The following is a 24,688-nucleotide window of genomic DNA, read 5'->3' as shown; positions in this document are numbered from 1 at the left end:
AGCCACACCGAACCCGACCGGACCGCCCCGGTCTGCAATCGGACTACTGACCGACCGAGTCGAGGAGCCGGGCCGTGTGCATCCGCCCTGCGTACTCGACGAGTCGGACGAGCACCTCCTTGCCCGAGTCCCGGTCGCGGGCGTCGCACAGCACCACCGGGGTTCCACGGTCCAGGTCAAGGGCACGGGAGACCTCGTGTGCACCGTATGTGCGGGCCCCCGGAAAGCAGTTGACGGCGACGACGAAGGGGATGCCGCGGTGCTCGAAGTAGTCGACGGCGGGGAAGCTGTCCTCCAGGCGGCGTGTGTCGGCGAGGACAACGGCTCCGAGCGCACCCTGGGAGAGCTCGTCCCACAGGAACCAGAAGCGGTCCTGGCCCGGTGTGCCGAAGAGGTAGAGGGACAGGCCCGAGCGGATGGTGATGCGGCCGAAGTCCATGGCCACGGTCGTCGTGGTCTTGCGCTCCACTCCCCCGGTGTCGTCCACCGACCGGCCGGCCGCGCTGAGCCGCTCCTCGGTGCGCAGTGGCCGGATCTCGCTGACCGCTCCGACGAGAGTGGTCTTGCCGACGCCGAATCCGCCGGCGACCAGTATTTTCATCGCAAGAGCGGAGGATTCTCCGCCGGTGCTGCCGGAGAGCTCGGGAGCCATGGATCACTTCTCTCATCGGATATGCGCCGCCAGGCGGAAACCCCAGGTCAGAGTCGTCCCCGGAGACTCAGGGGGCGGGCGGGGCATCAGCGAGGGTCCGACACCAGTACATCTGTTCTGTGTGGCGTGAGCAGTATGGCAATCCGAACCACGAACAGGGGCCTCAGATCATTTTTTGCGTGATGTGACTGTTCGATACCTGAAAACTGTCCGGATGAATTCGAAACTCGCATGGCCGCGACAGTTCGATGGAGGGACCCTGGTTTAGGGGGGTTGCGGACGGGCACCCGAATCGTCCCGTTCATCGCAGGCCCCTATCACGGTCACGCGGGAGGCGATTCACCGTGCGGTCCCATGGCACGCACTCCGAGAACGTGCAGTCCCGGAACATGCCGTCCCGTCCTGTGCAGGAAGGGCCTCGGTCCGCGAATGATCAGGGCCGAGGGCAGATCAGGGGCCCGGTCCCCCGGATCGTGATCGTCGGAGCCGGATTCGCCGGTCACCGGGCCGCAAGAACGCTCTCCAGGATTCTCGCCGGGAAGAGGGCGGAGATCGTTCTGCTCAATCCGACGGACTACTCCCTGTATCTGCCCCTGCTGCCACAGGTGGCCTCGGGAATCCTGGAGCCGAGGCGGATCACCGTGTCGCTGGTCCACACCCTTCCCCGGGTCCGGCTGGTGCTAGGTGAGGCATCACATGTCGATCTCGCGGGACGGCGCGTGGAGTACACGGATCCCGAGGGCGGGCACGGCGAGTTGATGTACGACCGCCTCGTGCTCGCGGTCGGGAGCGTGAACAAACTGCTGCCCGTACCCGGAGTCGCCGACTACGCGCACGGGTTCCGGGGGATGCCGGAGGCCCTCTACCTGCGGGACCACATCACACGGCAGACGGAGCTCGCCGCCAGCGCGGACGACGCCGGTGAAGCCTCGGCACGCTGCACCTTCGTGGTCGTGGGTGCGGGCTACACGGGGACCGAGGTCGCCGCGCAGGGCAAGCTCTTCACCGACGCGTTGCATGCGCAGCTGAACAGGCCGGGGGCACCCCACGGGGCCGGCCGGCGGCAACGGACGCAACCGCGCTGGCTGCTCCTCGACACCGCTCCCCGTGTCCTTCCCGAGCTCGACCGGCGGCTGTCCGACACCGCGGACCGCGTACTGCGCGGCCGGGGCGTGGAGGTGCGTCCCGGCACATCCGTCAAGGAAGCCACCCGGGCAGGGGTGTGGCTGGACGACGGCGAGTTCGTGGCGACCCGGACGCTCATCTGGTGCGTCGGGGTACGGCCCGATCCACTCGTCGCCGAAGTCGGCCTGCCCGTCGAGCGCGGCAGGCTGAGGGTCACACCCCGGCTGAACGTGCCCGGCCGTCCCGAGGTCTTCGCCTGCGGGGACGCCGCCGCCGTGCCCGACCTGACCCGGCCCCTTTCCGGAGACGGCCAGGGTGGGGGCTTCGAGCTGACCCCGATGACCGCGCAGCACGCCGGCCGTCAGGGGGACGTCGCGGCGCGGAATGTGGCCGCCTCGCTCGGCATCGGCGAAGCCCGCCCGTACCAACACCACGACCTCGGGTTCGCCGTGGACCTCGGAGGGGTGCAGGCAGCGGCGAATCCCCTGGGCATCCCGCTGTCGGGGCCACTGGCGGGTGCGGTCACCCGTGGGTACCACCTCGCGGCCATGCCGGGCAATCGCGTACGGGTGGCCGCCGACTGGCTGCTGGAAGCGGCGCTGCCGCGCCAGGCGGTCCAGCTCGGTCTGGTGCGCTCGTGGTCGGTGCCCCTGGACTCCGCCTCGCCCGAGCTCGCACGCATCCCGACTGTCCCGAACAAGGAGTGACATGCGGTACGAAGAACTGGCCGAGCTGGGACAGCAACTGAGGGTCGACGCGGTGCGGGCGGCCGACGCGGCGGGGTCGGGGCACCCGACGTCGTCGATGTCGGCTGCCGACATCGGGGCCGTACTCGTGGCGAACCACCTGCGCTACGACTTCGACAACCCCGGGCATCCCGGGAACGACCGTCTCGTCCTCTCGAAAGGGCATGCCTCGCCCCTGCTGTACGCGCTGTACAAGGCGGTGGGGGCGATCGACGACGAGGAACTGCTGACGTTCCGACGGCTCGGCAGCCGGTTCGAGGGGCATCCCACGCCGCGGCTGCCCTGGGTGGACGTCGCCACCGGCTCACTGGGCCAGGGTCTGCCGGTGGGCGTCGGCATGGCCCTCTCGGGCAAGTATCTGGACCGGATGCCGTACCGGGTGTGGGTGCTGTCCGGGGACAGCGAGATGGCCGAGGGGTCGGTCTGGGAGGCGGTCGAGCACGCCGCGTACGAACGGCTGGGCAATCTGACACTGATCATCGACGTCAACCGGCTCGGACAGCGCGGCCCCACCCGCCACGGACACGACCTCGACGCGTACGCCCACCGGCTGAAGGCCTTCGGCTGGCACACGATCGAGGTCGACGGCCATGACGTCGAAGCGGTCGACAAGGCCCTCACGGAGGCCGCCGCGTCCGACGAGCGCCCGACCGCGGTCATCGCCGCCACCCGCAAGGGGAAGGGCGTTGCCGCCGTCGAGGACCAGGAGGGCAAGCACGGCAAGCCGCTGCCGGACGCGGACGCCGCGATCGAGGAGCTCGGCGGACCGCGATTCATCCGCGCCGAGGTCCAGTCGCCGCCGCACGTGCGGGTCCCGAGCCGGCACATGGGCCACCCGGAGCTGCCGCGGTACGAACGCGGCACCGAGCAGGCCACCCGCACCGCGTACGGTCAGGCCCTGGCGGCCCTCGGCTCGGCGCGAGGCGACATCGTCGCCCTCGACGGTGAGGTCGGGGACTCGACACGTGCGGAGTACTTCAAGAAGGAGCATCCGGACCGGTTCTTCGAGTGCTACATCGCGGAGCAGCAGCTCGTTGCGGCCGCCGTCGGGCTGCAGACGCGCGGCTGGGTGCCGTACGCCTCGAGCTTCGCGGCGTTCCTGACCCGCGCCCATGACTTCGTGCGTATGGCGTCGGTGAGCCGGGCGGGTATCAATGTGGTCGGCTCGCACGCAGGCGTGACCATCGGCCAGGACGGCCCGTCCCAGATGGGGCTCGAGGATCTGGCCATGTTCCGTGCCGTGCACGGTTCGACGGTCCTCTATCCGTGCGACGCCAACCAGACGGCCAAGCTGGTGGCGGCCATGGCGGACATGGACGGAGTCCGTTATCTGCGGACCACGCGCGGCGAGACGCCCGTCATCTACGACCCCGACGAGGAGTTCCCGGTCGGCGGCAGCAAGGTGCTGCGCAGCAGCGACCACGACCGGGCCACGATCGTCGCCGTCGGTGCGACTGTCCACGAGGCGCTGCGCGCCGCGGACGCACTGGCCGAGGACGGCATCCCGGTCCGGGTCGTGGATCTGTACTCGGTGAAGCCCGTGGACACCGACACGCTCGACGAGGCCGCCGGGGCGACCGGGTGCCTTCTCACGGTCGAGGACCATCATCCGGAGGGCGGGATCGGCGACGCCGTCGCGGACGCGTTCGCGGACGGGCGTCCGGTGCCGCGGCTGGTGCGCCTGGCCGTGCGCAACATGCCGGCCTCGGCGACACCCGAGGAACAGATGCATGCTTCCGGCATCGATGCGGAAGCGATCTCGGCGGCGGTGAAGCTGCTGGTGGAGCGTGTCGTCGTACGCTGAGACGCGGAGCAGGCACAGGAGAATGCGCGGGCCGCGGGGCCGTTGCGCGGCGCCCGTACCCCTGCACGCTCTGCCCGGTCCCGCGAGAGGCCCGTCGTTGGCGCCGTCGAGACATGGCGGCTGGGTGAGGCAGAGGTGGGACGGCGTGCGGCGCAGGTGCGACGGTGCAGGATCCCAGATGTTCACGGCCACGTCGCCGTCGGGCGGGTGGCGCGGCACAGGGCGGGATCGCGGCGCCGCCCGCGTCGTGCAGCGTCAGTGTCCGGCGCCGGACCCGGCGAACACCTTGGCGAACTCGGCGGAGAACGCCGAGCAGAAGGCCTCGAGATCGTCCGGCCTGCGGCTGGTGATCAGTGTGTTCGGGCCTTCGTGGCACACGTGGACCGGCTCGTCGACCCAGATGCCTCCCGCGTTGCGAATGTCGGTCCGCAGACTGGGCCATGAGGTCAGCACCCTGCCGCGCAGGACATCTGCCTCGACGAGGGTCCATGGGGCATGGCAGATCGCGGCGACCGGCTTGCCCTCGTCGAAGAAGGCCCGGACGAACGCCACGGCCTTCTCGTCCATCCGCAGCGCGTCGGGGTTGGCCACGCCTCCGGGCAGCAGAAGACCGGCGTAGTCGGTCGCGGCGCGCGGGACGACCAGGTCGACAGGGAAGCTGTCGGCCTTGTCGAGATGGTTGAAGGCCTGGATACGGCCGGGCTTCGTAGACAGCAGCAAGGGGGTGTCACCGGCGTCGGCGACGGCCTGCCAGGGCCGGGTGAGCTCGATCTGCTCGACGCCCTCCGGCGCCATGAGGAAGGCGATGTTCATGGTGGTCTGCGCCCCTCTCCCCCCGCTTCGTGATGCCACTCCTGCCGACGGCCGGAGTGCAAACCGATACGGCTGCCACGTACCCCTGAATCGCGTGTCTATGCCCTTGGAGCTGGGACGACGTCAGGAGGAGCGGTCGACGGACGGCTCTCGGCCAGATCGATGGGGCCCAGGGGTCCGCGGCACCCGGGAGCGGCCTGGTACGTGATCTTCCTGGCCGCTCCGCCGTGGGCGGCGGAGCGGCCAGGAAAGCGAGAACGACAGCGACCCCGCGATTCGCGAAAGCCTCGGTCCCCGGCAGTGGCCGAGGCCCGTTCGCCCTGCCCGGACGACACCGGGCGTCGCGCCCGTGCATGCCTTCGGCGTGGCTCAGGACCAGTGCGCGGGACGGGTGAGTGTGCGCGGCAGCCTCGTCCTCCCGTCGCCCTTGGCCTGCTGGAGCTGCGGCTGGGTGAGGAAGATGCTTCCGGTGAGATCGGCGCCGCTGAGGTCCGCGTCCCGGAGGTCGGCGCCGAGAAGGTCGGACAGGCGCATATCGGCACCGGTGAGATCGGCCGCGATGAGACACGCACCGCGCAGATCGGCGCCCCGCAGGTCCGCTCCGGCGAGCCGGGCCCCCAGGAGGTCCGCGCCCCGTCGGTTCTTCCTGCGACCGGGCCCTGCCTCGGCGCGCACGAGCTCGCTCACACGGAGGAGCAGTTCGCCGACCTGCCCGCGATGGGCCGGCACATCCACCTGAAGGAGGGCGGTGGCGTCCTGGCCCGCAAGCGTTTCGGTCTCGTCGAGGAGGCGGAGCGTGCGGGATCGGAGAGGGGCCGCGGCGGGTAGCGCCAGGGCCTCCGTCAGATACCGGAGGAGTTCATGAAGTTGCCTCATCACCGGAAATACGTCGAACATCTGGTGCGCCGTCTCCGGGGCCTCCCGCCAGCTCCGCCCGCCGAAGGTGACCTGCGAGACCCTCTGGCCGGCGCCGAAGCAGTCGTACACGGTGCACCCGGAGAAACCGCGCTGCCTGAGCCGGGTGTGGATGCCACAGCGGAAGTCGTCCCCGAGGTTGGTGCAGGCACGGCCCGCGGGTTTGTCGACGGCGAAGTCGGCCGAGGCCGCAAAGGGCAGCGCGACGCAGCAGAGCCCGAAGCAGTTCGTGCAGTCGGCCCGCAGGCCGGACCGTTCCCGGGCGGGCGATCCGTGTGCACGGGAGTCATGTCTCCCATGTGTGGCGGGGCCTTCAGGGAGTTCGCGGTCCAGGGGCGTGTCGGGCACGGAGTGGTTCCTCGATCATGGTCGGGCAGGGTTCATGGGCGAGTATCTCGCACCCCGGCGGTCCTCGAGCCTGGATTTTGGGCAGGTCCGGGCCCGGCAGGAAGCCACGCCACCCACGGAGGTGAGGCGCCGGGTCGCCGGTGTCTCGCGCTCTCACGCCTCCCGTTCGCCGAGCGATCCGACGGCCGCGATGACCCGGTCCCAGTACTTCTCGGCGTCCAGACCGACCGCCACCCGGGCGTTGACGGGCCGGTCCAGATACTGGTGGAGATCCACGACCGTGGCTCCACGTGTGTACTGCCCGCGCAGTTCGACGGCCACGTTCGCATCGGCACAGGGCACGATCGAAGGGTCGGCGACACGTGCGACCGCGACCGGGTCGTGCAGCGGCGCGGCTTCGAAATCCCACAGCCTTCGATAAGTGGCCGAGAAATAGGTGAGCAGTTCGGCGCAGATGCGGCCGAGTTCGGTGCCGAGTTCCTCGAAGCGGGTGACGACATCGGTCGTGGCGAGCGCCTGGTGGGTGACGTTGAGCCCGCACATCGTCACCGGCAGGCCGCTGCGGAAGACGATGTCGGCAGCTTCGGGATCGGCGAACATGTTGAACTCGGCAGCCGGGGTGCGGTTTCCACGGCCCGTGGACCCGCCCATGAGAACGATCTCGCGAACGTGCGCGGCCACGTCGGGGTGGCGCGTGAGCAGCAGGGCGATGTTGGTCAGCGGGGCCGTCGGGACGAGGGTGACGGGTTCCGGATGCGCGGACAGGATCCGGTACATGAGGTCGACGGCATGTTCGGGAACGGCATCGACGGTGGGCTCGCCGAAGCTCGGACCGTCCATGCCCGAGTCGCCGTGCACATCGTCCGCGACGTACAGCGGCTGGACCAGGGGCTTCGCGCAGCCGGCGGCGATCGGGACGTCGGTGATACCGGCAGCAGTGCAGATCCGGCGGGCGTTCAGGGTGGTCTTCTCGACCACCTGGTTACCGGCGACCGTCGTGATCGCAAGCAGTTCGGTCGCCGGATCCCCGGCGGCGAGGAGAATCGCGATGGCGTCGTCGTGACCGGGGTCGCAGTCGATGATGATCGGAACAGGCACGGTGCTCCTCGACGTCGGCGTCCGGATCGGTCGTGTGCGGCGTCCGGATCGGTCGTGTGCTCATCAGTCTGCCCCGGCCCGGCCCCGGGTACGTTTCGGCTACAGCGCCCTCAGTCCGTCGATCACCTCCCGCAGGATCCTTGCGTCGGGCAGTTGTGCGGGCGGCACGGGCCGGCGGACGGTGACATAACCGGCCTCGACGAGGTCACCCAGAAGGACCCGGACGACGCCCACGGGCAGGTCCGCGCCCGCTGCGAGTTCGGCGACGGACTGGGGCTCGTCGTGGCAGAGCGCGAGCAGGGCCCGGTGCTCGGGGCCGAAGAGGGATTCCCCGGCGCGGTCCGCCGCGTCGGCGGCGACATCGACGAGTGCGATGAGATCGAAGGGCACGTGACCCGGACCCGGCTGCGTACGGCCTCCGGTCATCGCGTACGGGCGGACGAGAGGGCCCGCTTCGGAGTCGTACCAGCGGCTGCCCCGGACTTCCTGGCCTCCGTCGCCGGCATCGTTCATGGTGGTCGGGACTCCCCTCCGGTCAGCCGGCCGCAGGCGGGGTGGCGGAGGTACGCGGCGGAGTGCCGAGATGGTCCCCCACCCGCTTGACGAGGCGGGCCATCTCGTAGGCGATCAGACCGATGTCCCCGGTGACGGAGCTGAGGACGGCCAGGCACGACCCCTCTCCGGCGGCGGCCACAAAGAGGAAGCCGTCGTCCATCTCGACCATCGTCTGGCGGACCTCCCCGGTCCGGAAGTGGCGGCCCGCGCCCTTGGCAAGGCTGTGGAATCCGGAGGCCACGGCGGCGAGGTGCTCGGCGTCCTCGCGCGTCAGGCCACCCGAGCAGCCCACGGGCAGGCCGTCGTTGGAGAGGACGACGGCGTGCCGGACCTCGGTCGCCCGCAGCACCAGATCGTCGAGCAGCCAGTCGAGCTCTCCTGAACGGTGGTGCGGGGCGACCCTCTCGTGGTCGATCATGCGTGGTCTCCTTCGCTGCTGTGGGTGCTGCTGGGTGCACTGCCGGCCCCGGGGCGGCCGGGTGCGGCGCCGCCGCCCCGGGCCCAGCCCCCGCGGTATGCGGCCATGAGGTCCCTGACCCGTTCCGGGGTCCGGTCGAGGCTGTGGCGCGAAGGGGGGTCGGCCGTGTCCGGCGCCTCGGCACGCGGGGTCTCGCGCAGTTGCGGCACAAGGCTCGCCTGGCGGACCCGTCGCGGGAGCCCGCTCTCTTCTTCCGGGGTCGGGACGGGGGACGGTGGCCCGGGCGGCGCCGGGGGGACCGAGGGAGACGAGGAGGCGGAGTCCGGGGTCGTGGACGGATGGGGCCTCGACGGTCCCGGTTGCGGGCGGGTGCGCGGTTCGTCGTGCGCCCCGGACCGCTGCCCGGCATGCGGGCGCCCGTGCAGCCGCAGGGCGATCACTCCGGGCGGCGGCGCCTGGACGGCGTCCGGCCCGCCTTCGTCCGGGTCCGGACGGGCGCTCACGGGGGCCGACTCCTCGACGGCCGGGGTGTGGTGCGCGTGGAGCTGAGCCGTGCCGGCCGCGGTACTGCCGTGGGCGGCGGTCTCCGACGGAGCGTCCGCAGTGGGGAGCACGCTCTGGAGCAGTGCTTTGGGAATCAGGACGACGGCGGTGGTCCCCCCGTACGGCGAGGTCCGCAGCCGCACCCTGATGTCGTGGCGGGCGGAGAGCCTGCTCACCACGAAGAGCCCGAGCCGGTCGCTGTCGAAGAGATCGAGCGCCTCGGACTCCTCGATACGGCGGTTGGCCTTGGCGAGGGCTTCCTGGCTCATCCCGAGGCCGCGGTCCTCGATCTCGAGCGCATAGCCGTTGCCGACGGGTTCCCCGCTGACCCGGACCTTGGTGTGGGGCGGGGAGAACTGCGCGGCGTTCTCGACGAGCTCGGCGAGGAGGTGAGTGAGGTCGGCGACGGCCGCTCCGACGACGGCGCTCTCGGGGAGCCCGCGTATCTCCACGCGGGCGTAGTCCTCCACTTCGGACACGGCGGCGCGTACGACATTGGTGAGCGGTACGGGCATCCGCCAGGCCCTGCCCGGGGCGGCACCGGAGAGAATGATCAGGCTCTCGGCGTGGCGTCTCATGCGGGTGGTGAGGTGGTCGAGGCGGAAGAGGTCACCGAGTTCGCCGGGGTCCTCGGCGCGACGCTCCATGCCGTCGAGCAGTTTGAGCTGCCGGTGGACGAGGACCTGGCTGCGCCGGGCGAGGTTCACGAAGACTCCCGAGATGCCGCCGGCGAGTTCCGCTCGTTCGGCCGCGGCGCTGAGCGCGGCCCGATGGACGGTGGAGAGAGCCTCGCCGACCTCGGCGATCTCGTCCGTGGGGGCCGGGCCGGGCGGGGCCTCGGCGTCCACGTCGAGTTCTTCGCCGGAGCGGAGACGGTGCATGGCGCCGGGCAGTTTGTGCCGGGCGATCTCCAGGGCGGTGTTGCGGAGGGTGACGAGTTCGACGACGAGCGCGCGTCCGATGCGTACGGAGATGACGAGGGAGGCGCCGACTGCGGAGAGGCCGAGGAGCACGGCGGCGGCCGCGGCGGTGAGGAGGCCCTCGCCGAAGGGGTCGGCGCGGTCCGCTGCGCTGCGACGTGCACCCGTTTCGATGTCGTGCATCGCGGTGCGTACGGCGCTGTGGGCGGCCTCCCACGAGGTGGCGGGTACGGCCTCGGCGGCGCCGCGGCCTGACGGTGCGGAGAGGGTCCGGTCCTCGGCGGTCTGGAGTGCCTGGTGGGCACCCTGGCCGGTGAGCCCCTGCCAGGCGGCACGCTCGGGGGCGCGCAGATCGGCGACGGCGGATTCGGTGAGGGCGCGTCGGGCCCCGACGGCGCCGGTGAACAGCCTCAGCCGCTCCGCGCTGAAGGTCCCGGCCGTCCGGGCGGCGGAGAGCAAGGCGTCCTCCCGGGCGAGCATTTCGGCGGCGCGGCCGAATTCGAGAAGGACGCGTGCGTCGGATCCGGGGGCGTGGTCCTGGATGCCGGTGAGCCCGCCGCTGACGCCGAACGCCGAGGTGATGGCGGTCGTGTACCACTCGTACGTCCGGTCCCACCCGGCCCTGCCGTCGAGGACCGCGGTGCGCAGTGCGGGCAGTTCGCGGGCGGTTGAGACGAGGTGTCCGAGGCGGGTCGCCACCGCGGTGGGGAGGCCGCCCGCGTCGGCGACGGTGTGGGTGTCGTCGAGAGTGAGCCGGGCGAGTGCGGCGTCGGTCAGCTCGGCCTGCTGTTGGAGGTCGGCGGCACGCTCGGGGGTGGGTGCCGCGAGCCGACGCAGGGCGGCCCGGCGTTCGGCCTGGAGCGCGGTGACCGCCCGGCCGACGGGCTCACGGATGTTCTCCTCGATGTCCTGGAGCTGGCGCAGCCGGGCGACGTCCTGGGCGGTGGTGACGGTGGCGAAGCCCCAGAGGGCGAGGAGCGAGACGACGGGCACCATCAGCAGTGACACGATCTTGGCGCGCACGGTCCGGGGCCGCAGCTGCCGCCGGTCGCGGACTCGGCGGGCTTCGGAGCGGACCGTGGCGACGTGCTCCGCTGTCCGTCCGGGTTGTTCGTCCGCCGGTGGCCCGGCATGGGCACGCCGGCCGCGCGCCGCCGGCACTGTGGACCCGGAGGGAGCGGGGCCATGCGGTGGCGGTGGCTCGGTGCCGGGGGTGCTGCGAGGTGTGCGCATGGCCTCCTCGTTCCGGATACGGGGTGACGGGTGCGGCGCGGCCGTCGCGTGGTCAGGGCCGATGGGCCGTGGACGCCGGTTCGGTGGTCCGCGCGGCCGAGGCGTAGGCGGCACGCTCGCGGGCCGTCGGGGAGAGGGCCACGAAGGCGGAGGTCAGGAAGAGGTAGGACCCGAGGCCCACGGCGAGGGGGAAGATGAACTGCATCGCCGTGGCCCCGGGAAGTTCCGTGCCGGTGGGCTCGACCTGCACGCTGACGGCCAGCATGCCGGTGTAGTGCATGCTGCTGACCGCCGCGCCCATGACGAGGGATGCGACGGCGACCGCGAGGGGGGACTTGATGTTGAGTGCCGCCCAGAGCGCGGCCGTCGCCGCGACCACGGCGATGGCGACGGACAGGGCCACGAGCGGCAGCTCGTACCGCACATCGCCGTGGAGTCGCAGGGCCGCCATGCCGAGGTAGTGCATGCTGGCGACGCCGAGGCCGGTGGTGAGTCCGCCGAGCAGCAGGGCACGGGCACGGTCACGGCTGTGACCGACGGCGAACAGTCCTGCACCGACGACGACCATGGCGACGATCAGGCTCAGGATCGTCAACGGCACGTCGTAGCGGATGTCGGTGCCGGTCACGCCGAAGCCCAGCATCGCCACGAAGTGCATGGTCCAGATGCCGGTCCCGATGGCCGACGCGGCGGTGATGAGCCAGTTGCGGCGGGACCTGCCGGTCGTGTCGAGCGCGCGGACGGTGCAGCGCAGGCCGAGCGCAGCACCGATGCAGGCCATCGCATACGACAGCGCAGGGGTCAGCCAGCCGAATGTGGCGTGGTCCAGGTGTCCCATGGCTCAGGGACGCTAGTCCTGCCGGGGGCGGCGGACAGGGGGAGCGTTCGAAAGCTGACGGAAGATGACAGAGAGAGTTTGGTGAACGATCGTGCCGCGCTCGAACATGCGCACCGAACTTCTGCATGCCTGCGGGATCATGTGCTCATGACCGACGACCACACACATGTGCAGAAGTTCTTCGGCGCCCGTGCGGCGCGGTGGGACGTGCGCTTCCCGGACGACGGCCCCGCCTTCGTGGCCGGCGTGGCGGCGCTCGGTCTGCGCAGGGGGGACGCGGTGCTCGATGCGGGCTGCGGCACCGGACGCGCCCTGCCTGTGCTGCGGAAGGCCGTGGGCCCCACGGGCACGGTCATCGGGGCCGATCTGACCCCGGAGATGCTGGATGCCGCGGTCCTCGCCGGACGGGACGGGGCCGCGACACTGCTGCTCGCCGATGTGGCGCGGCTGCCCCTGCGCCCCGAGTCGCTCGACGCGGTGTTCGCGGCCGGGCTGATCGCTCATCTGCCTCACCCCGAGGCGGATCTGAGGGAGTTGGCGCGAGTGGTGCGCCCGGGCGGGCGACTCGCGCTCTTCCATCCCGTCGGGCGGGCCGCACTGGCCGCGCACCAGGGCCGGCGGCTCAGCGACGACGATCTGCGCGCCGAGCCCAACCTCGGCCCGCTGCTGAGCCGTTCGGGGTGGACGATGGCCTCGTACATCGATGAGGACGCGCGCTTCCTGGTCCTTGCGGTACGTCAGGACTGAGCGGCGGACACCGGGGCCGCCGCCGCGCCCGCGGCAGCTCCGGCGGAGGCAACCGCCTCCGCGAACGCTCCAGGGTGTCGAGCGTGCCGTTCTCCGGGGACGACCGGCCGCTGCGGGCCGAGGAGATCGACGATCCGTACCGCCCGGAAGTCCTCACCATGGGCCGGGCCACGAGCGAGGCGGAACTCACGTGGCTGAAGCCCCTGCTGCGGGAAGACTTGTCACACCGGCGCATTACGCCGGACGGGTGAATGCAACGGGAAGGGGCCGGCGTGAGCGGCAGGGTGATGGGGACGATACGAAAACTCTTCACGTCCGGCCGGGGTGGCGAGGAAAGGGCTGCCGCTCCGGGCACGCGGGGGCGTGCGCGGCAGCACAACATTTTCGAGGCGGCTGCGACGTATGTGTCCGCATGCGCCGAGGACGACCAGCAGGGCATCGACGAGGCGTCGAGCTGGGTGTCGCCCGAGGCCCTGACCTTCGGGGTGAACGAGCTGGCCTGCCGGGCGGTCATCGCGCTCGCGCGCGAGCGCGACGAGTCCCCTCAGTCCGTGGCGCGCAGCCTTCTGGGGCTGCCCGCTGCCTGACACGTGGGCCCCGCTCCCGGCCCGACCCGCGCGCGGCCGGTGGCCCTGACCACATTCCCTGCTGCGGACTCTCGACTCCGGGGATACCCACTGGTTAGGGTGCGCCGACGAACGATCGGATGGGAGGGCGCTGTGGCCGGGACGGACGAGGTCGCCGACGACGACACGCTCTTTGTGCTGACCGCCTTGCTGCTCACGCCCGCACAGTTCCCGAGTGTGCTCGGCGACGACTATCCGGCGGTGTGTGCGTCCCTCGGGCTCGAGCCCTATGCCGAGGGATACGGGCTGGTCCTGGGCCAGGACAGCGCCGGGGCCCGGTGGACGGTGGTGGTCGACGACGTCTCCCTCGTCGCCGTTGCGATCGCTTCCTGGGACTGCGGGATGGAGTACGACCTGTCCCCCAGCGACCGCTCCGTCGTCACCGCGCTGCCCGGCTGGCCACTGCAGGTGGCCACCGTCGCGCCGGGGGTGCCCGCACCCCATGATCCGGAGGACGGGGACGGCGACGGACCATGCCTCACCCCACCGGACACGGACACCTGGGGGCCCGCTCAGCGGAGACTGGGTGCGGACGAGATCGCCCTGCAGTGGGCGGCCTGGCGTGACCAGGTCGCCGACCAGGTGACGTTCGTCCAGCCCGGTGCGCAGGACGAGGACGGCGCCGAACCGGCTGATCCGCATGACGGCGTCCAGCGGGTGCTCAAGGAGCTGCACGGCTACGTGGACGAGGCGCCGCCGCCCGGACGGGTTCGGTCCAGCTTCGCCCCGGACGGGGCACGGATGCTGCGTGCCGACGGCCCGGGCTGGTCCCTCGTCGCCAGGACGGACGACATCGCCTTCGTCCTGCTCGACGACGAACCGGGCGAAGTGCTCCCGGTGGGACGCGGGCCCGAGCTGCCCGGCCTGCTGGAGGCTCTGGACAAGATGGCGGTACGTCCGTCCTGAAGGGCCCGCCGGGCCTCACACAGAAGGTCTTCCCATCGCGTCCGACCCGTGCCACGGCCCCCGCTGCCCGGGCGACTCGGCCGGATCCTCACCGGGGCACGTCTTCGTGCCCCGGGCCGCGGATGCCGACAACCTCGCACGCCGGCCCCTGGCCGTTCCCGGTCAGCGGCCGATCTGCTTGCGGTTGATCCGGCGGAGCCTACGGCGCTGAGAGGGGTCGAGCGCGAAGTAGGCCACGGCGGGCACTCCCACGATCACCAGCAGCGACATCCAGAAGCCGATCAGAGGGATGAGGATGAGGCCCAGGGCCACTCCCCCGATCGCGATCTTCGCACCTGTGGACATTTCCTGGCCTCCTCCGCAGCCCTGAGGCTGCTCCTTGCTGTGAGAACGCATCCACCGGACCTTCGGTTCCCCCGGTGCACCGGTTCCTCAGCGCCGCGCCGTCTCCTGCACCCGCAGGGCATCACCGACCCGACGCATATGGCCGAGGGCCTGGCGGTACGACTCGATCAGTCCGGTTTCCGCGTAGGGCATGCCGAGGTCGCGGCAGTGGGCGCGGACGAGCGGCTGGACACGGCGCAGATGGGGTCGGGGCATGCTCGGGAAGAGGTGGTGCTCGATCTGGTAATTGAGACCGCCGAGGAACCAGTCGGTGACCACACCGCCCCGTATGTTGCGGGAGGTCAGTACCTGCCGCTGCAGATGGCCCCAGCGCTCCCCGCTCCTCGGGTCGGGCATGTCCATGCCCTTGTGGTTCGGCGCGAAGGCCATGCCGAGGTGGAGACCGAGCAGCATCTGGTGGAGCAGGACGAAGGCAAGGGCCTGGAGGGGGGTGAGGACGGTGAGCAGCAGCACGAGATACCCGGCCGCATGGGCGACGAGGAGCCCGCCTTCCACGGCGCGCTCGCCTGCCGGGGGCCTGCGCTCCCCCGCCCGCGCGAACACATGCCGGAAGCCGTACACCTTCAGGGCCAGCCCCTCGAGGGTGGTCAGCGGGAAGAACAGCCAGGCCTGGTTGCGGGTGAGCCAGCCGCGGAAACCCGTACGGCCCACGGCGTGCTCCTCGCTGAAGACGAGGACGTCGGGAGCGACATCGGGGTCCTTGTCGACGTGGTTGGGATTGGCATGGTGGCGGTTGTGCTTGTCGTTCCACCAGTCCTGACTCATGCCGAGCAGCAGATTCCCGTGGAGGAGCTGAATGATCCGGCTGGTCCGGCGGTCGGCGGTGATCTGCGCATGCCCCGCGTCATGGGCGATGAAGGCCGTGCGCGCGGACAGCAGGGCCAGCGGCAGGGCGAGCGGCAGCACCCACCAGGACGGGCCGACGAGCACGATGCCCGTGACCACGGCGGCCAGCCAGAGGACGTTGACCGCGATGGTGCGTGCATACCAGCCGGTGCGGCGTTCGAGCAGGCCCTGCTCCCTGACGCTCCGAAGAAGCGGCGCGAAGTCGCTTCCGGCCGACCGGGGGGAGCGCCCGTCCGGCGGGGCCGGTTCGGCGACGAGGGCGGTGGCGGTGGCCTGGGACATGGTGGTCTCCGGTCTCTCGGCCGTCGCGCCGGCGTGGCGCGGTCGACTCGGTAGCTGCTCCGACCTGAAGAAACGTACGAATCCAGGCCCCTTGGCGACCATGGCGCCACCACCCGGACGCAGCGGGGGCCCTCCGGGTGCACCGGGGTGGTGCTGGCAGCACCCCGCCCGGGCGAGTGACGCGGCTCACCCTGCCGGCATGTCCGCCGGGAGCACATCGTCAGGTACCCTCGACCGCTCCGCAGTAGTCAAATTTGAGGAATGCATCATCGCCTTGCACACTCTCCCCGCGGCTACACCCTCCGAGATCTCCCGACTCACCCGCTGCACCTCGGTCTTCCTCCCCGGCGACCCCGCCCGCACGGGCCGCGTCGCGTTCTGGCACCCGGCCGCGGACGAGCCGCCGGTCGGCCCGGAGGACGCGCTCCAGGACCTGACCGTGGTTGCGGGCGGTCACGGCGGGGTGCATGCCTGCGCCGTACGGGCCCGGGTACTGCCGGTGCGGGACGCCCTGCCGGTCCTCACCCGGGCCCGGGTCTCCCCGGACGCGTCCCCCGCCACCGCGTTCTGGGGCGCAGCATCTGTACTCGCACTTCAACTCGTCTCCCGCGGAGTGCTGTTGCCCGGCATCACGGAGGGCGGCCACGACTCCTGGCGGATCGTCCCGCCGACCGGGGAGGACCTCGACCGGATCCGCACACTCGCCGCATCCATGCCGCCTTCCGCACACGCCGTGCCGCTCGACCCCACCGCCGAAGCTCTGCGGCTCCATGAGCCCCAACTGCTGCTCAGGGCATTTCTCGACGCGGTGGCCGACTGCCTGCCGCGCACATCGGCGGCATCGATCGCCACCGGTTCCGGCGCCTTCGCCGCCGACGAGCCGCAACGGCTGCCGCATGCCCGCGCCTGGGCGCGGGAGGTGGCGGCTGGTCATGACGCGGGCGTACGGCTGTCCCTGCGCGTGGAGGTGGCCGGCCTGGACGACTACCCGGCCGGGATCGTGTCCGTTTCCGGCACCGGCCGGCCCTCCTTCCGGGCCGTGCTGCAGATGCACGGCGTCGACGGTCCCGCTCTCGTCGCGGACGCCGCGGCGGTCTGGGCCGACGGACGGAACACCCCGTTCGGACCGAGCGCACGGATGGAGGCGCTGCTCGCACTGCGCCGGGCTGCACAGGCCTGGGCGCCACTCGCCCCGCTGCTCTCGGCGGCGGTGCCGGACGCGATCGACCTCGCCGACGACGAGGTCGCGGAACTGCTCGGCGAGGCCTCGCTGGCGCTCGCTGCGGCAGGCGTCCAGGTGCACTGGCCCAAGGCCCTCGCCCGCACCCTGACGGCCCGCGCGGTGATCGGCCCACCGCAGGACGCGGACGGGGCACCCGGCGAGACGCACACGGACGGGCGGACCGGAACGCAGTGGCCGTCGGCGGCGGAGGGAACCGACCGGGGCGACTCCGGACTGCCCTCGCTCCTGTCGGCGGACACCCTGCTCGGCTTCAGCTGGCGCTTTGCGCTGGGCGATCAGCGGCTGACCCGCGAGGAGCTGGACCGGCTCGCCGAGGCCGGCAGGCCCCTGGTCCGGCTGCGCGACCGGTGGGTGCTGATCGATCCCGAGGAGGCCCGTCGCATCCGGGCGCAGCAGAATCACGAAGTCACCCCGGTCGACGCGATCGGCGCCGTGCTGACCGGGTCCACCGAGGTGGGCGGGCAGCGTGTCGAGGTGGAGGCCTCGGGGTGGCTGGAGCAACTGCGTCTGCTTCTCGCCGATCCCGAAGGCGGGCCGCAGACCGTCGCTGCGCCCGCGGCGCTCGGCGCGACCCTGCGCGACTACCAGTTGCGGGGACTGAACTGGCTCCATCGGATGACGTCGCTCGGCCTCGGAGGCTGCCTCGCCGACGACATGGGTCTGGGCAAGACCATCACCCTCATCGCCCTTCATCTGCACCGGCAGACGGAGGAGACCACCGCCGGGCCGACTCTCGTCGTCTGCCCGACGTCTCTGATGGGCAACTGGCAGCGCGAGATCGAGAAGTTCGCGCCCGGCACACCGGTGCGCCGCTTCCACGGCGCGAGCCGTCATCTCGGCTCCCTGCAGGACGGGGAGTTCGTCCTCACCACCTACGGGACGATGCGGCTCGACACCAAGAGGCTCGCCGGGGTGGAGTGGGGCATGGTCGTCGCCGACGAGGCGCAGCACGTCAAGAATCCGTACGCGGAGACGGCGGGACAACTCCGCAGCCTCGGCGCTAAGGCGCGTGTCGCTCTCACCGGAACTCCGGTCGAGAACAATCTGTCCGAACTCTGGGCGATCCTCGACTGGACGACGCCGGGGCTGCTCGGCCGGCTCGGCACCTTCCGGTCGCGGTATGCCGATGCGGTGGAGGGCGGCGGGGATCCGGCGGCAGCCGAACGCCTCGCCGCACTCGTACGGCCGTTTCTGCTGCGCCGCCGCAAATCGGACCCGGGCATCGCGCCGGAGCTGCCGCCCAAGACAGAGACCGACCGGGCCGTCTCCCTCACTCCGGAACAGACCGGGCTGTACGAGGCGGTGGTGCGGGAAACCCTCGCAGCGGTTTCGGGGGCGGGCGGTATGGAGCGGCGGGGGCTCGTGATGAAGCTGCTGACCGCACTGAAGCAGATCTGCAACCATCCGGCGCAGTACCTGAAGGAGGAACGGCCACGGCTGCACGGCCGCTCCGGAAAGCTCGAGCTGCTGGACGAACTGCTCGACACCATCGTTTCCGAGGGGGCGAGTGTCCTCGTCTTCACGCAGTACGTGCAGATGGCACGGCTGCTCGAACAGCACCTGACGACGCGCGGAGTGGACACGCAACTGCTGCACGGCGGTACACCGGTTGCGGGGCGCGAGGCGATGGTCCGGCGCTTCCAGGACGGGGAAGTGCCGGTTCTTCTGTTGTCCCTGAAGGCGGCGGGCACCGGGCTGAACCTCACCAGGGCCGCCCATGTCGTGCACTACGACCGCTGGTGGAACCCCGCGGTCGAGGCCCAGGCGACGGACCGTGCGTACCGCATCGGCCAGACGCAGCCGGTGCAGGTGCACAGGCTGATCGCCGAGGGAACGATCGAGGACCGCATCGCGGCCATGCTGGAGCGCAAGCGGGAGCTCGCGGACGCGGTGCTCGGATCCGGGGAGGCCGCACTCACCGAACTGACGGACGCGGAACTGGCGGAGCTGGTGGAGTTGCGAGGGGGCGCACGATGACGGACGACGGGCACGGCGGGGACATGTTCCGGTACGGGCGGCGCGAGACCGAGTTGACGTTCGACGCACTGCCGCCCGCGCGGGGGCGGGGCTTTGCGCGGACGTGGTGGGGTCGGGCCTGGCTCCAGGCCCTGGAGGACACGGCGCTGGAGACGGAGCAGCTGAAGAAGGGGCGCAAGCAGGCACGGGAGGGATCGGTGGGTGCCGTGTCCGTCCGGCCCGGGCGGATCACCGCTGTGGTCAAGGGCAGGGACGGTACGGCGTATCGCAGCGATGTGCTGCTGCAGGAGCTGTCCGACGACGAGTGGGACCGCTTCCTCGAGATGGCCGTCGACCGGGCGGGGCACATCGCGGCCTTGCTGGACCGGGAGATGCCACCCCATCTGGTCGAGGACGCGGCGGACGCGGGGGTGGAACTCCTGCCGGGCATCGGGGACCTCGAGCCGGAGTGCACTTGCGACGCGTGGGACCTGTGTTCGCACACGTCGGCGCTCTGCTACCAGGTGGCACGCCTGCTGGACCAGGATCCGTTTGTGCTGCTGCTGTTGCGTGGACGCGGGGAGCACCGGTTGCTCGACGAATTGCAGGAACGGAGCGCGGCGCGTGCGGAGCCCGGTCTGCGGGACGCCGAGGCGCCGGAACAGGGAGTGCGTGCGGATGACGCCTTCGCGTGTGCGGACCTGCTCCCTCCGCTGCCGGGGGCTCCCCCGTTGCCGCCGGAGCCGGGAACTCCGCCGTCACTGACGACGGAGACGGCTCCCGTGGAAGGGGTGGACAGCGACGCGCTGGAGTTCCTCGCGGCGGACACGGCGCGGCGTGCGCACCGGATGCTGGTGGATGCGCTGGCGAGCGGGCATGAACAGCGTCCCGTCGAGGGGAACCTGACAGCTGCGCAGGACGCGGTGCGGCTGGCTGCCGCCCATGGGAAGGGCACTGTCCCGGCGGCGGTCATGGAGCGGCTTGCCGCAGGCTCGGGCAGGCAGTTCTCGGAGCTCGGCCTCGCCGTTCGCGCCTGGAGGTTCGGCGGAGCCGCGGCCCTCGCGGTACTGGACGGTGCCTGGACCCCGGACGAGGCAGCGCTCGCCCGGGCACGGGCCCAGTTGGCGGAGGACTGGGCAGCCGGTGAAAGCCCCCGGTTCGCGGCGGCGGGCGCCGGGTGCTGGACGGTCGTGGGCGCACAGGCGCAGCTCCGCCTGGGCCCGGGAGGACGGTGGTGGCCCTATCGGAAGGACCAGGGCCACTGGACTCCCGCGGGCCCCTCCTCGTCCGGCCCGGCATCGGCCCTGGCGACGGTGCTGGCGACATAGCGGAGAGACCGTCGTGTTCCTCGGGACCTGGTCGACCGCCGGTCGGCTCCATGTCCGCCGCACACCGTGACGCCACAGGAGCGAACATGCGGTCGCCGCACGGCCGCCCGCCCGGCCCACCCGGGGCCGGGCCGGCGAGAGGGGCGGAGTCGCGGATGGCGAGGGGTTCCGACGGGCTCACCCCCTATGACATGGAACGTGCGTCCGGCCGCGGCTGACCACACACTCCGCCCACGCGCCGGCGAGCCCGTGACGGCCGGGTTCGGCAGCGCGCCGGCTCGGCAGGCATCCGCCGGACCCCCCGCAGTCGGCATCTCCTCCGTCAGCGTCCCAGCCCGGCCCTCAGCCCCTGGCTGCGAGCAGATGGTCCATGGCCAACTGGTCGAGCCGCTCGAAGGCCATGCCCCGCTCGGCCGCCCCCGTCACGTCGAAATCCTCGAACGCCGCACGGTCGGCGAGCAGTTCGGCAAGCCCGCCCTCGGCCGTGGGGCGGGCGAGTTCGTCGAGGCGGGACGCGCGCAGGGCATCCGCGACCTCCGGGTCCGCACGGAAGGCCGCAGCGCGCTCCTTGAGGATCAGATAGTTACGCATGCAGCCCGCGGCCGACGCCCACACCCCCTCCAGGTCCTCGGTACGCGGCGGCTTGAAGTCGAAGTGCCGGGGACCGTCCCAGCCCGCGCTCTCCAGCAGGTCGACGAGCCAGAACGCGGCCCGCAGGTCGCCCGCCCCGAAGCGCAGATCCTGGTCGTACTTGATGCCGCTCTGCCCGTTGAGGTCGATGTGGAAGAGCTTTCCCGCCCACAGGGCCTGGGCGATGGCGTGCGGGAAGTTCAGGCCGGCCATCTGCTCATGGCCGACCTCCGGGTTGACGCCGTACAGCGCGGGCCGTTCCAGCCGCTCGATGAAGGCCAGTGCATGACCGACGGTGGGGAGCAGAATGTCCCCGCGCGGCTCGTTCGGCTTGGGCTCGATCGCGAACCGCAACGCGTACCCCTGCCGGGTGATGTACTCACCCAGCAGGTCGAAGGCCTCCTTCATACGGTCGAGGGCGGTGCGGACGTCCTTGGCGGCTCCTGACTCAGCGCCCTCGCGTCCTCCCCAGGCGACATACACATGCGCTCCGAGCTCTGCCGCCAGGTCGATGTTGCGGATGGTCTTGCGCAGCGCATACCTGCGCACATCGCGGTCGTTGGCGGTGAAGGCGCCGTCCTTGAAGACGGGGTGGGTGAAGAGGTTCGTCGTGGCCATCGGTACCACGAGGCCGGTCTCGTCCAGCGCCTGCCGGAATCGCTTGACGTGCTCCTCGCGCTCCGCCCCGCGCGCCCCGAAGGGGATCAGGTCGTCGTCGTGGAAGGTGACGCCGTAGGCCCCGAGTTCCGCGAGCCGCCGCACGGTCACGGCCGGGTCGAGAGCCGGCCTGGTGGCCTCACCGAACGGATCCCTGCCCTGCCATCCCACGGTCCAGAGCCCGAAGCTGAACCTGTCGTCGGGTGTCGGCCGGTAGCTCATGGAACATTCCCCGCTTTCTCTCGCCGCACCTATTTCGTCATGGCCCTTAACAAATTAATATCCCGAGACAGTGCTGGGAAGGCATGGTGCGGCACGGCGCGGATCCAGGAGTTCAACGACGCGACTCGCCCGGACCGCACGGAAGATCGGGACGGCTTGCGAACGGAGAGACCGGTGGGTGCACCCGAAGGGCCGCTCGTCGTCGGTGTCGACAGCTCGACCCAGTCGACGAAGGCGCTGGTCGTCGAGGTCGCCACGGGCCGCGTCGTGGCCTGCGGCCAGGCCCCGCACACGGTCACGGGCGAGGGCGGCGCCCGCGAGAGCGACCCGGAGGAGTGGTGGTCGGCGCTCGCGGCCGCGCTCGGCCGGTGCGGCCGGCCGGCCCGTCGCGCGGCCGCCGTTTCGGTCGCCGGCCAACAGCACGGGCTGGTCACCCTGGACGGTCAGGGCCGTCCCGTGCGTCCGGCCATGCTGTGGAACGACGTACGGTCCGCCGCGCAGAGCGAACGGATGATCGCGCGCCTCGGCGGCCCGCAGGCGTGGGCCGAGCGCACCGGAAGCGTCCCCGGCCCGGCTTTCACCGTCACCAAGTGGGCGTGGCTGTGTGAACGCGAGCCGGAGGCCGCCGCTGCTACGCGTGCGGTGCGGCTCCCGCACGACTTTCTGACCGAGCGGCTGACCGGCCGCGCCGTGACCGACCGTGCGGACGCCTCGGGCACGGGCTGGTGGACCCCGGCGACCGGGGCGTACGACGTGCAGATCCTCGGGCAGGCGGCTCTCTCCCCCGCACTGCTGCCCGAGGTGGTGGACCCGTTCGAGGCAGCGGGCACGGTCCGCGACCTTCCCGGGCTGCCGCTTCCGGCTGGTGCGCTGGTGGCGCCCGGCACCGGGGACAACGCGGCAGCCGCACTCGGGCTCGGCCTCACCGCCGGACAGCCCGTCCTGAGCCTGGGCACCTCCGGGACGGTGTACACGACGTCCTCCCGTCCGTCCGCCGACCCGAGCGGCACCGTGGCCGGATTCGCCGACGCCCGAGGCCGATGGCTGCCGCTCGCCTGCACGCTGAACTGCACTCAGGCCGTCGACCGGGTCGCCGCGTTGCTCGGCCGCGATCGCGATGCGGTGGAAACGGGTGGCCGCGAAGTACTGCTCCCCTTCCTGGACGGCGAGCGCACACCCCAACTCCCCCACTCCTCAGGTCTGTTGTACGGACTACGGCATGACACAACGCCGGGAAGGCTGCTGCAGGCCGCGTACGACGGTGCCGTGTACGCACTGCTCGACGCTCTCGACCGGGTGCTGGCAGGAACGCCAGGACGGGACGCCCCCCTGCTGCTCATCGGCGGAGGCGCACAGGGAGCGGCCTGGCGCGAGACGGTCCGCAGGCTCTCCGGACGGGCGGTTCAGGTGCCCACCGCCCGGGAGTTGGTCGCTCTCGGAGCCGCCGCCCAGGCCGCCGGCGTACTCACCGGTGAGGATCCCGCGCAGGTCGCCCGGCGCTGGGGTACGGCGCAGGGCCCCTCGTACGATCCGGTGCCCGTCGACCAGGCCGCGCTGGACCGTATCGCCTCCGTACTCGCGGACGGCAGCGCGCTGCTTCGCACGGAGGACCGGCCATGACCCCTCCTGCCTCGCCCGACGCACCCTCGGGGGTGCCCAACACCCAGCAGGGCATACGCCGGCGCAACCTCTCGCTCGTGCTGCACTCCGTTGCCGCCGAAGGCCCGCTGTCACGGGCCGCCGTCGCCGGCCGGATCGGGCTGACCAGGGCCGCCGTCTCCTCCCTCGTCGACGAACTGACCCGGTCCGGGCTGCTGGTGGAGCTGGGCCGTGAGCAGTCGGGCAGTGTCGGCCGCCCGGGCAGCGCCCTCACCCTGAGCGACCGTGGCCCAGCAGGCATCGGCGCCGAGGTCGGCGTCGACCATCTCGCCGTCGTCGCGGTCGACCTGCGCGGGAAGGTACGGGCGCGGGCGAGCACCGAGGCCGACAACCGCGGACGTCCACCCGAGCCGGTACTCAAGGAACTCGAGGCCCTCGTACGCCGGGTCACCGACACCGTACGCGGCGAGGGGCTGCGTCCCGCCGGTGTCGCCGTCGCGGTGCCGGGACTGGTGGCCCGCGACACCCATACCGTCGTCCGCGCCCCCAACCTGGGCTGGTCGGACGTCGATCTGGGCGCCCTTCTCCCGCTCGGTCCGCGGCTCACGGTCGACAACGAGGCCAATCTGGGCGCGCTCGCGGAGCTCTGGATCGGAGGTGACCCGGCGCCCCAGGACTTCGTCCATGTGTCGGCCGAGATCGGCATCGGAGCGGCCGTGGTGGTCGACGGCCGTCTGCTGCGCGGGACGCATGGGTACGCGGGCGAACTCGGTCATGTGCCGGTGCGGCCGGAGGGTCCCGTGTGCATGTGCGGGGGCCGCGGCTGCCTGGAGCAGTACGCCGGTGAGGAGGCCGTGCTCCGTGCCGCCGGGCTCGGCGCCTCGGACAGGGCGATCGAGTTGCTCGCCGAGCGGGCCGGCTCCGGGGACCGCGATGTGCGCCGCGCGCTGCGCGGCGCCGGAGCGGCGCTGGGGATCGCGCTTGCCGGGGCGGTCAATCTCCTCGACCCGCGGGCCGTGGTGCTCGGCGGCGCCATGGCCCGGCTCTCGCCGTGGCTGCTCCCCTCCCTGGAGAGGGAGTTGACACGTCGTACCGCAGATCCCGCACGACCGGTGCTGATGGTCTCCCGGCTCGGTTCGGAGGGCCCGCTGCTGGGCGCGGCGCATTCCGTGGTGAGGGCGGTTCTGGACGATCCTGTCTCGTACGCGACGGCGACCTGAGACGGACCGGGAC

Annotated in this window: 21 protein-coding genes; 10 read left to right on the top strand and 11 right to left on the bottom strand. The window is 71.6% G+C overall.

Annotated elements, in window-relative coordinates; all coding sequences use genetic code 11:
• Positions 1-43: 43 nt before the first annotated feature.
• Positions 44-652, bottom strand: coding sequence for a GTP-binding protein (locus tag AC068D_RS27370; protein ID WP_478825734.1), 609 nt, complete (start codon positions 650-652; stop codon positions 44-46).
• Between the two features lie 389 nt (positions 653-1,041).
• Between AC068D_RS27370 and AC068D_RS27365 the strand changes: the two genes are divergently transcribed.
• Together AC068D_RS27365 and AC068D_RS27360 are read left to right on the top strand one after the other, a co-directional pair.
• Positions 1,042-2,484 (top strand): NAD(P)/FAD-dependent oxidoreductase, encoded by a 1,443-nt coding sequence (locus AC068D_RS27365; RefSeq protein ID WP_478825733.1) that lies wholly within the window; start codon positions 1,042-1,044, stop codon positions 2,482-2,484.
• A gap of 1 nt (position 2,485) precedes the next feature.
• Positions 2,486-4,327 carry a transketolase gene (locus tag AC068D_RS27360; RefSeq protein WP_478825732.1) on the top strand — a complete coding sequence of 614 codons (1,842 nt, stop codon included), beginning with the start codon at positions 2,486-2,488 and terminating at the stop codon, positions 4,325-4,327.
• Between the two features lie 255 nt (positions 4,328-4,582).
• Here the strand turns inward: AC068D_RS27360 and AC068D_RS27355 are convergent, their stop codons facing one another.
• The 7 genes from AC068D_RS27355 to AC068D_RS27325 form a co-directional block, all read right to left on the bottom strand.
• Entirely contained in the window at positions 4,583-5,140 is a 558-nt protein-coding gene (locus AC068D_RS27355) for a type 1 glutamine amidotransferase domain-containing protein (RefSeq protein WP_478825731.1), read from the bottom strand.
• A gap of 369 nt (positions 5,141-5,509) precedes the next feature.
• The gene (locus tag AC068D_RS27350; RefSeq protein ID WP_478825787.1) at positions 5,510-6,301 is read right to left on the bottom strand and encodes a pentapeptide repeat-containing protein; all 792 of its coding nucleotides are present in this window, start codon (positions 6,299-6,301) and stop codon (positions 5,510-5,512) included.
• A gap of 255 nt (positions 6,302-6,556) precedes the next feature.
• Positions 6,557-7,501 (bottom strand): nucleoside hydrolase, encoded by a 945-nt coding sequence (locus AC068D_RS27345; RefSeq protein WP_478825730.1) that lies wholly within the window; start codon positions 7,499-7,501, stop codon positions 6,557-6,559.
• 99 nt (positions 7,502-7,600) lie between these two features.
• On the bottom strand, positions 7,601-8,014 hold the full coding sequence (locus AC068D_RS27340) for a DUF742 domain-containing protein (RefSeq protein ID WP_478825729.1): 414 nt from the start codon (positions 8,012-8,014) through the stop codon (positions 7,601-7,603).
• A 22-nt stretch (positions 8,015-8,036) separates the two neighbouring features.
• Positions 8,037-8,474: a roadblock/LC7 domain-containing protein gene (locus AC068D_RS27335; protein WP_478825728.1), complete on the bottom strand. Its 438-nt coding sequence runs from the start codon at positions 8,472-8,474 to the stop codon at positions 8,037-8,039.
• Positions 8,471-11,170, bottom strand: coding sequence for a sensor histidine kinase (locus tag AC068D_RS27330; protein ID WP_478825727.1), 2,700 nt, complete (start codon positions 11,168-11,170; stop codon positions 8,471-8,473). Before AC068D_RS27330 ends, AC068D_RS27335 begins: the two co-directional genes overlap by 4 nt.
• A 52-nt stretch (positions 11,171-11,222) precedes the next feature.
• Complete coding sequence (locus AC068D_RS27325) at positions 11,223-12,008, bottom strand: MHYT domain-containing protein (RefSeq protein ID WP_478825726.1); 786 nt, start codon at positions 12,006-12,008, stop codon at positions 11,223-11,225.
• Positions 12,009-12,155: 147 nt separating this feature from the next.
• Here AC068D_RS27325 and AC068D_RS27320 point away from each other — a divergent pair, with 147 nt between their 5' ends.
• The 4 genes from AC068D_RS27320 to AC068D_RS27305 all read left to right on the top strand — a co-directional run bounded on the left by AC068D_RS27320 (position 12,156) and on the right by AC068D_RS27305 (position 14,287).
• Positions 12,156-12,755, top strand: coding sequence for a class I SAM-dependent methyltransferase (locus AC068D_RS27320; protein WP_478825725.1), 600 nt, complete (start codon positions 12,156-12,158; stop codon positions 12,753-12,755).
• Positions 12,756-12,838: 83 nt separating this feature from the next.
• Positions 12,839-13,006: a hypothetical protein gene (locus tag AC068D_RS27315; protein ID WP_478825724.1), complete on the top strand. Its 168-nt coding sequence runs from the start codon at positions 12,839-12,841 to the stop codon at positions 13,004-13,006.
• Between the two features lie 36 nt (positions 13,007-13,042).
• Positions 13,043-13,342, top strand: a complete 300-nt coding sequence (locus AC068D_RS27310) for a hypothetical protein (RefSeq protein ID WP_478825786.1) — start codon at positions 13,043-13,045, stop codon at positions 13,340-13,342.
• Positions 13,343-13,474: 132 nt separating this feature from the next.
• Positions 13,475-14,287: a hypothetical protein gene (locus AC068D_RS27305; RefSeq protein WP_478825723.1), complete on the top strand. Its 813-nt coding sequence runs from the start codon at positions 13,475-13,477 to the stop codon at positions 14,285-14,287.
• 162 nt (positions 14,288-14,449) lie between these two features.
• On the opposite strand, the gene AC068D_RS27300 is transcribed toward AC068D_RS27305, so the two are convergent.
• On the bottom strand, positions 14,450-14,632 hold the full coding sequence (locus AC068D_RS27300; RefSeq protein ID WP_478825722.1) for a hypothetical protein: 183 nt from the start codon (positions 14,630-14,632) through the stop codon (positions 14,450-14,452).
• Between the two features lie 87 nt (positions 14,633-14,719).
• On the bottom strand, positions 14,720-15,820 hold the full coding sequence (locus tag AC068D_RS27295) for an acyl-CoA desaturase (RefSeq protein WP_478825721.1): 1,101 nt from the start codon (positions 15,818-15,820) through the stop codon (positions 14,720-14,722).
• Between the two features lie 274 nt (positions 15,821-16,094).
• Between AC068D_RS27295 and AC068D_RS27290 the strand changes: the two genes are divergently transcribed.
• Positions 16,095-19,040, top strand: a complete 2,946-nt coding sequence (locus AC068D_RS27290; RefSeq protein ID WP_478825720.1) for a DEAD/DEAH box helicase — start codon at positions 16,095-16,097, stop codon at positions 19,038-19,040.
• Positions 19,037-20,347, top strand: a complete 1,311-nt coding sequence (locus AC068D_RS27285) for an SWIM zinc finger family protein (protein WP_478825719.1) — start codon at positions 19,037-19,039, stop codon at positions 20,345-20,347. Before AC068D_RS27290 ends, AC068D_RS27285 begins: the two co-directional genes overlap by 4 nt.
• Before the next feature lie 342 nt (positions 20,348-20,689).
• Here the strand turns inward: AC068D_RS27285 and xylA are convergent, their stop codons facing one another.
• Positions 20,690-21,856 (bottom strand): xylose isomerase, encoded by a 1,167-nt coding sequence (gene xylA, locus AC068D_RS27280; protein ID WP_478825718.1) that lies wholly within the window; start codon positions 21,854-21,856, stop codon positions 20,690-20,692.
• Positions 21,857-22,030: 174 nt separating this feature from the next.
• On the opposite strand from xylA, the gene xylB reads away from it, so the two are divergent.
• A complete protein-coding gene (gene xylB / locus AC068D_RS27275; RefSeq protein WP_478825717.1) occupies positions 22,031-23,476 on the top strand; it encodes a xylulokinase in 1,446 nt (481 codons plus the stop codon).
• The gene (locus AC068D_RS27270; RefSeq protein ID WP_478825716.1) at positions 23,473-24,675 is read left to right on the top strand and encodes an ROK family protein; all 1,203 of its coding nucleotides are present in this window, start codon (positions 23,473-23,475) and stop codon (positions 24,673-24,675) included. The genes xylB and AC068D_RS27270 overlap by 4 nt, the downstream gene beginning before the upstream one ends.
• The last annotated feature ends 13 nt before the right edge of the window (positions 24,676-24,688 follow it).

It is taken from the genome of Streptomyces sp. NPDC043861, from assembly GCF_056435905.1.
This window is presented reverse-complemented; position numbering and strand designations above follow the sequence as displayed.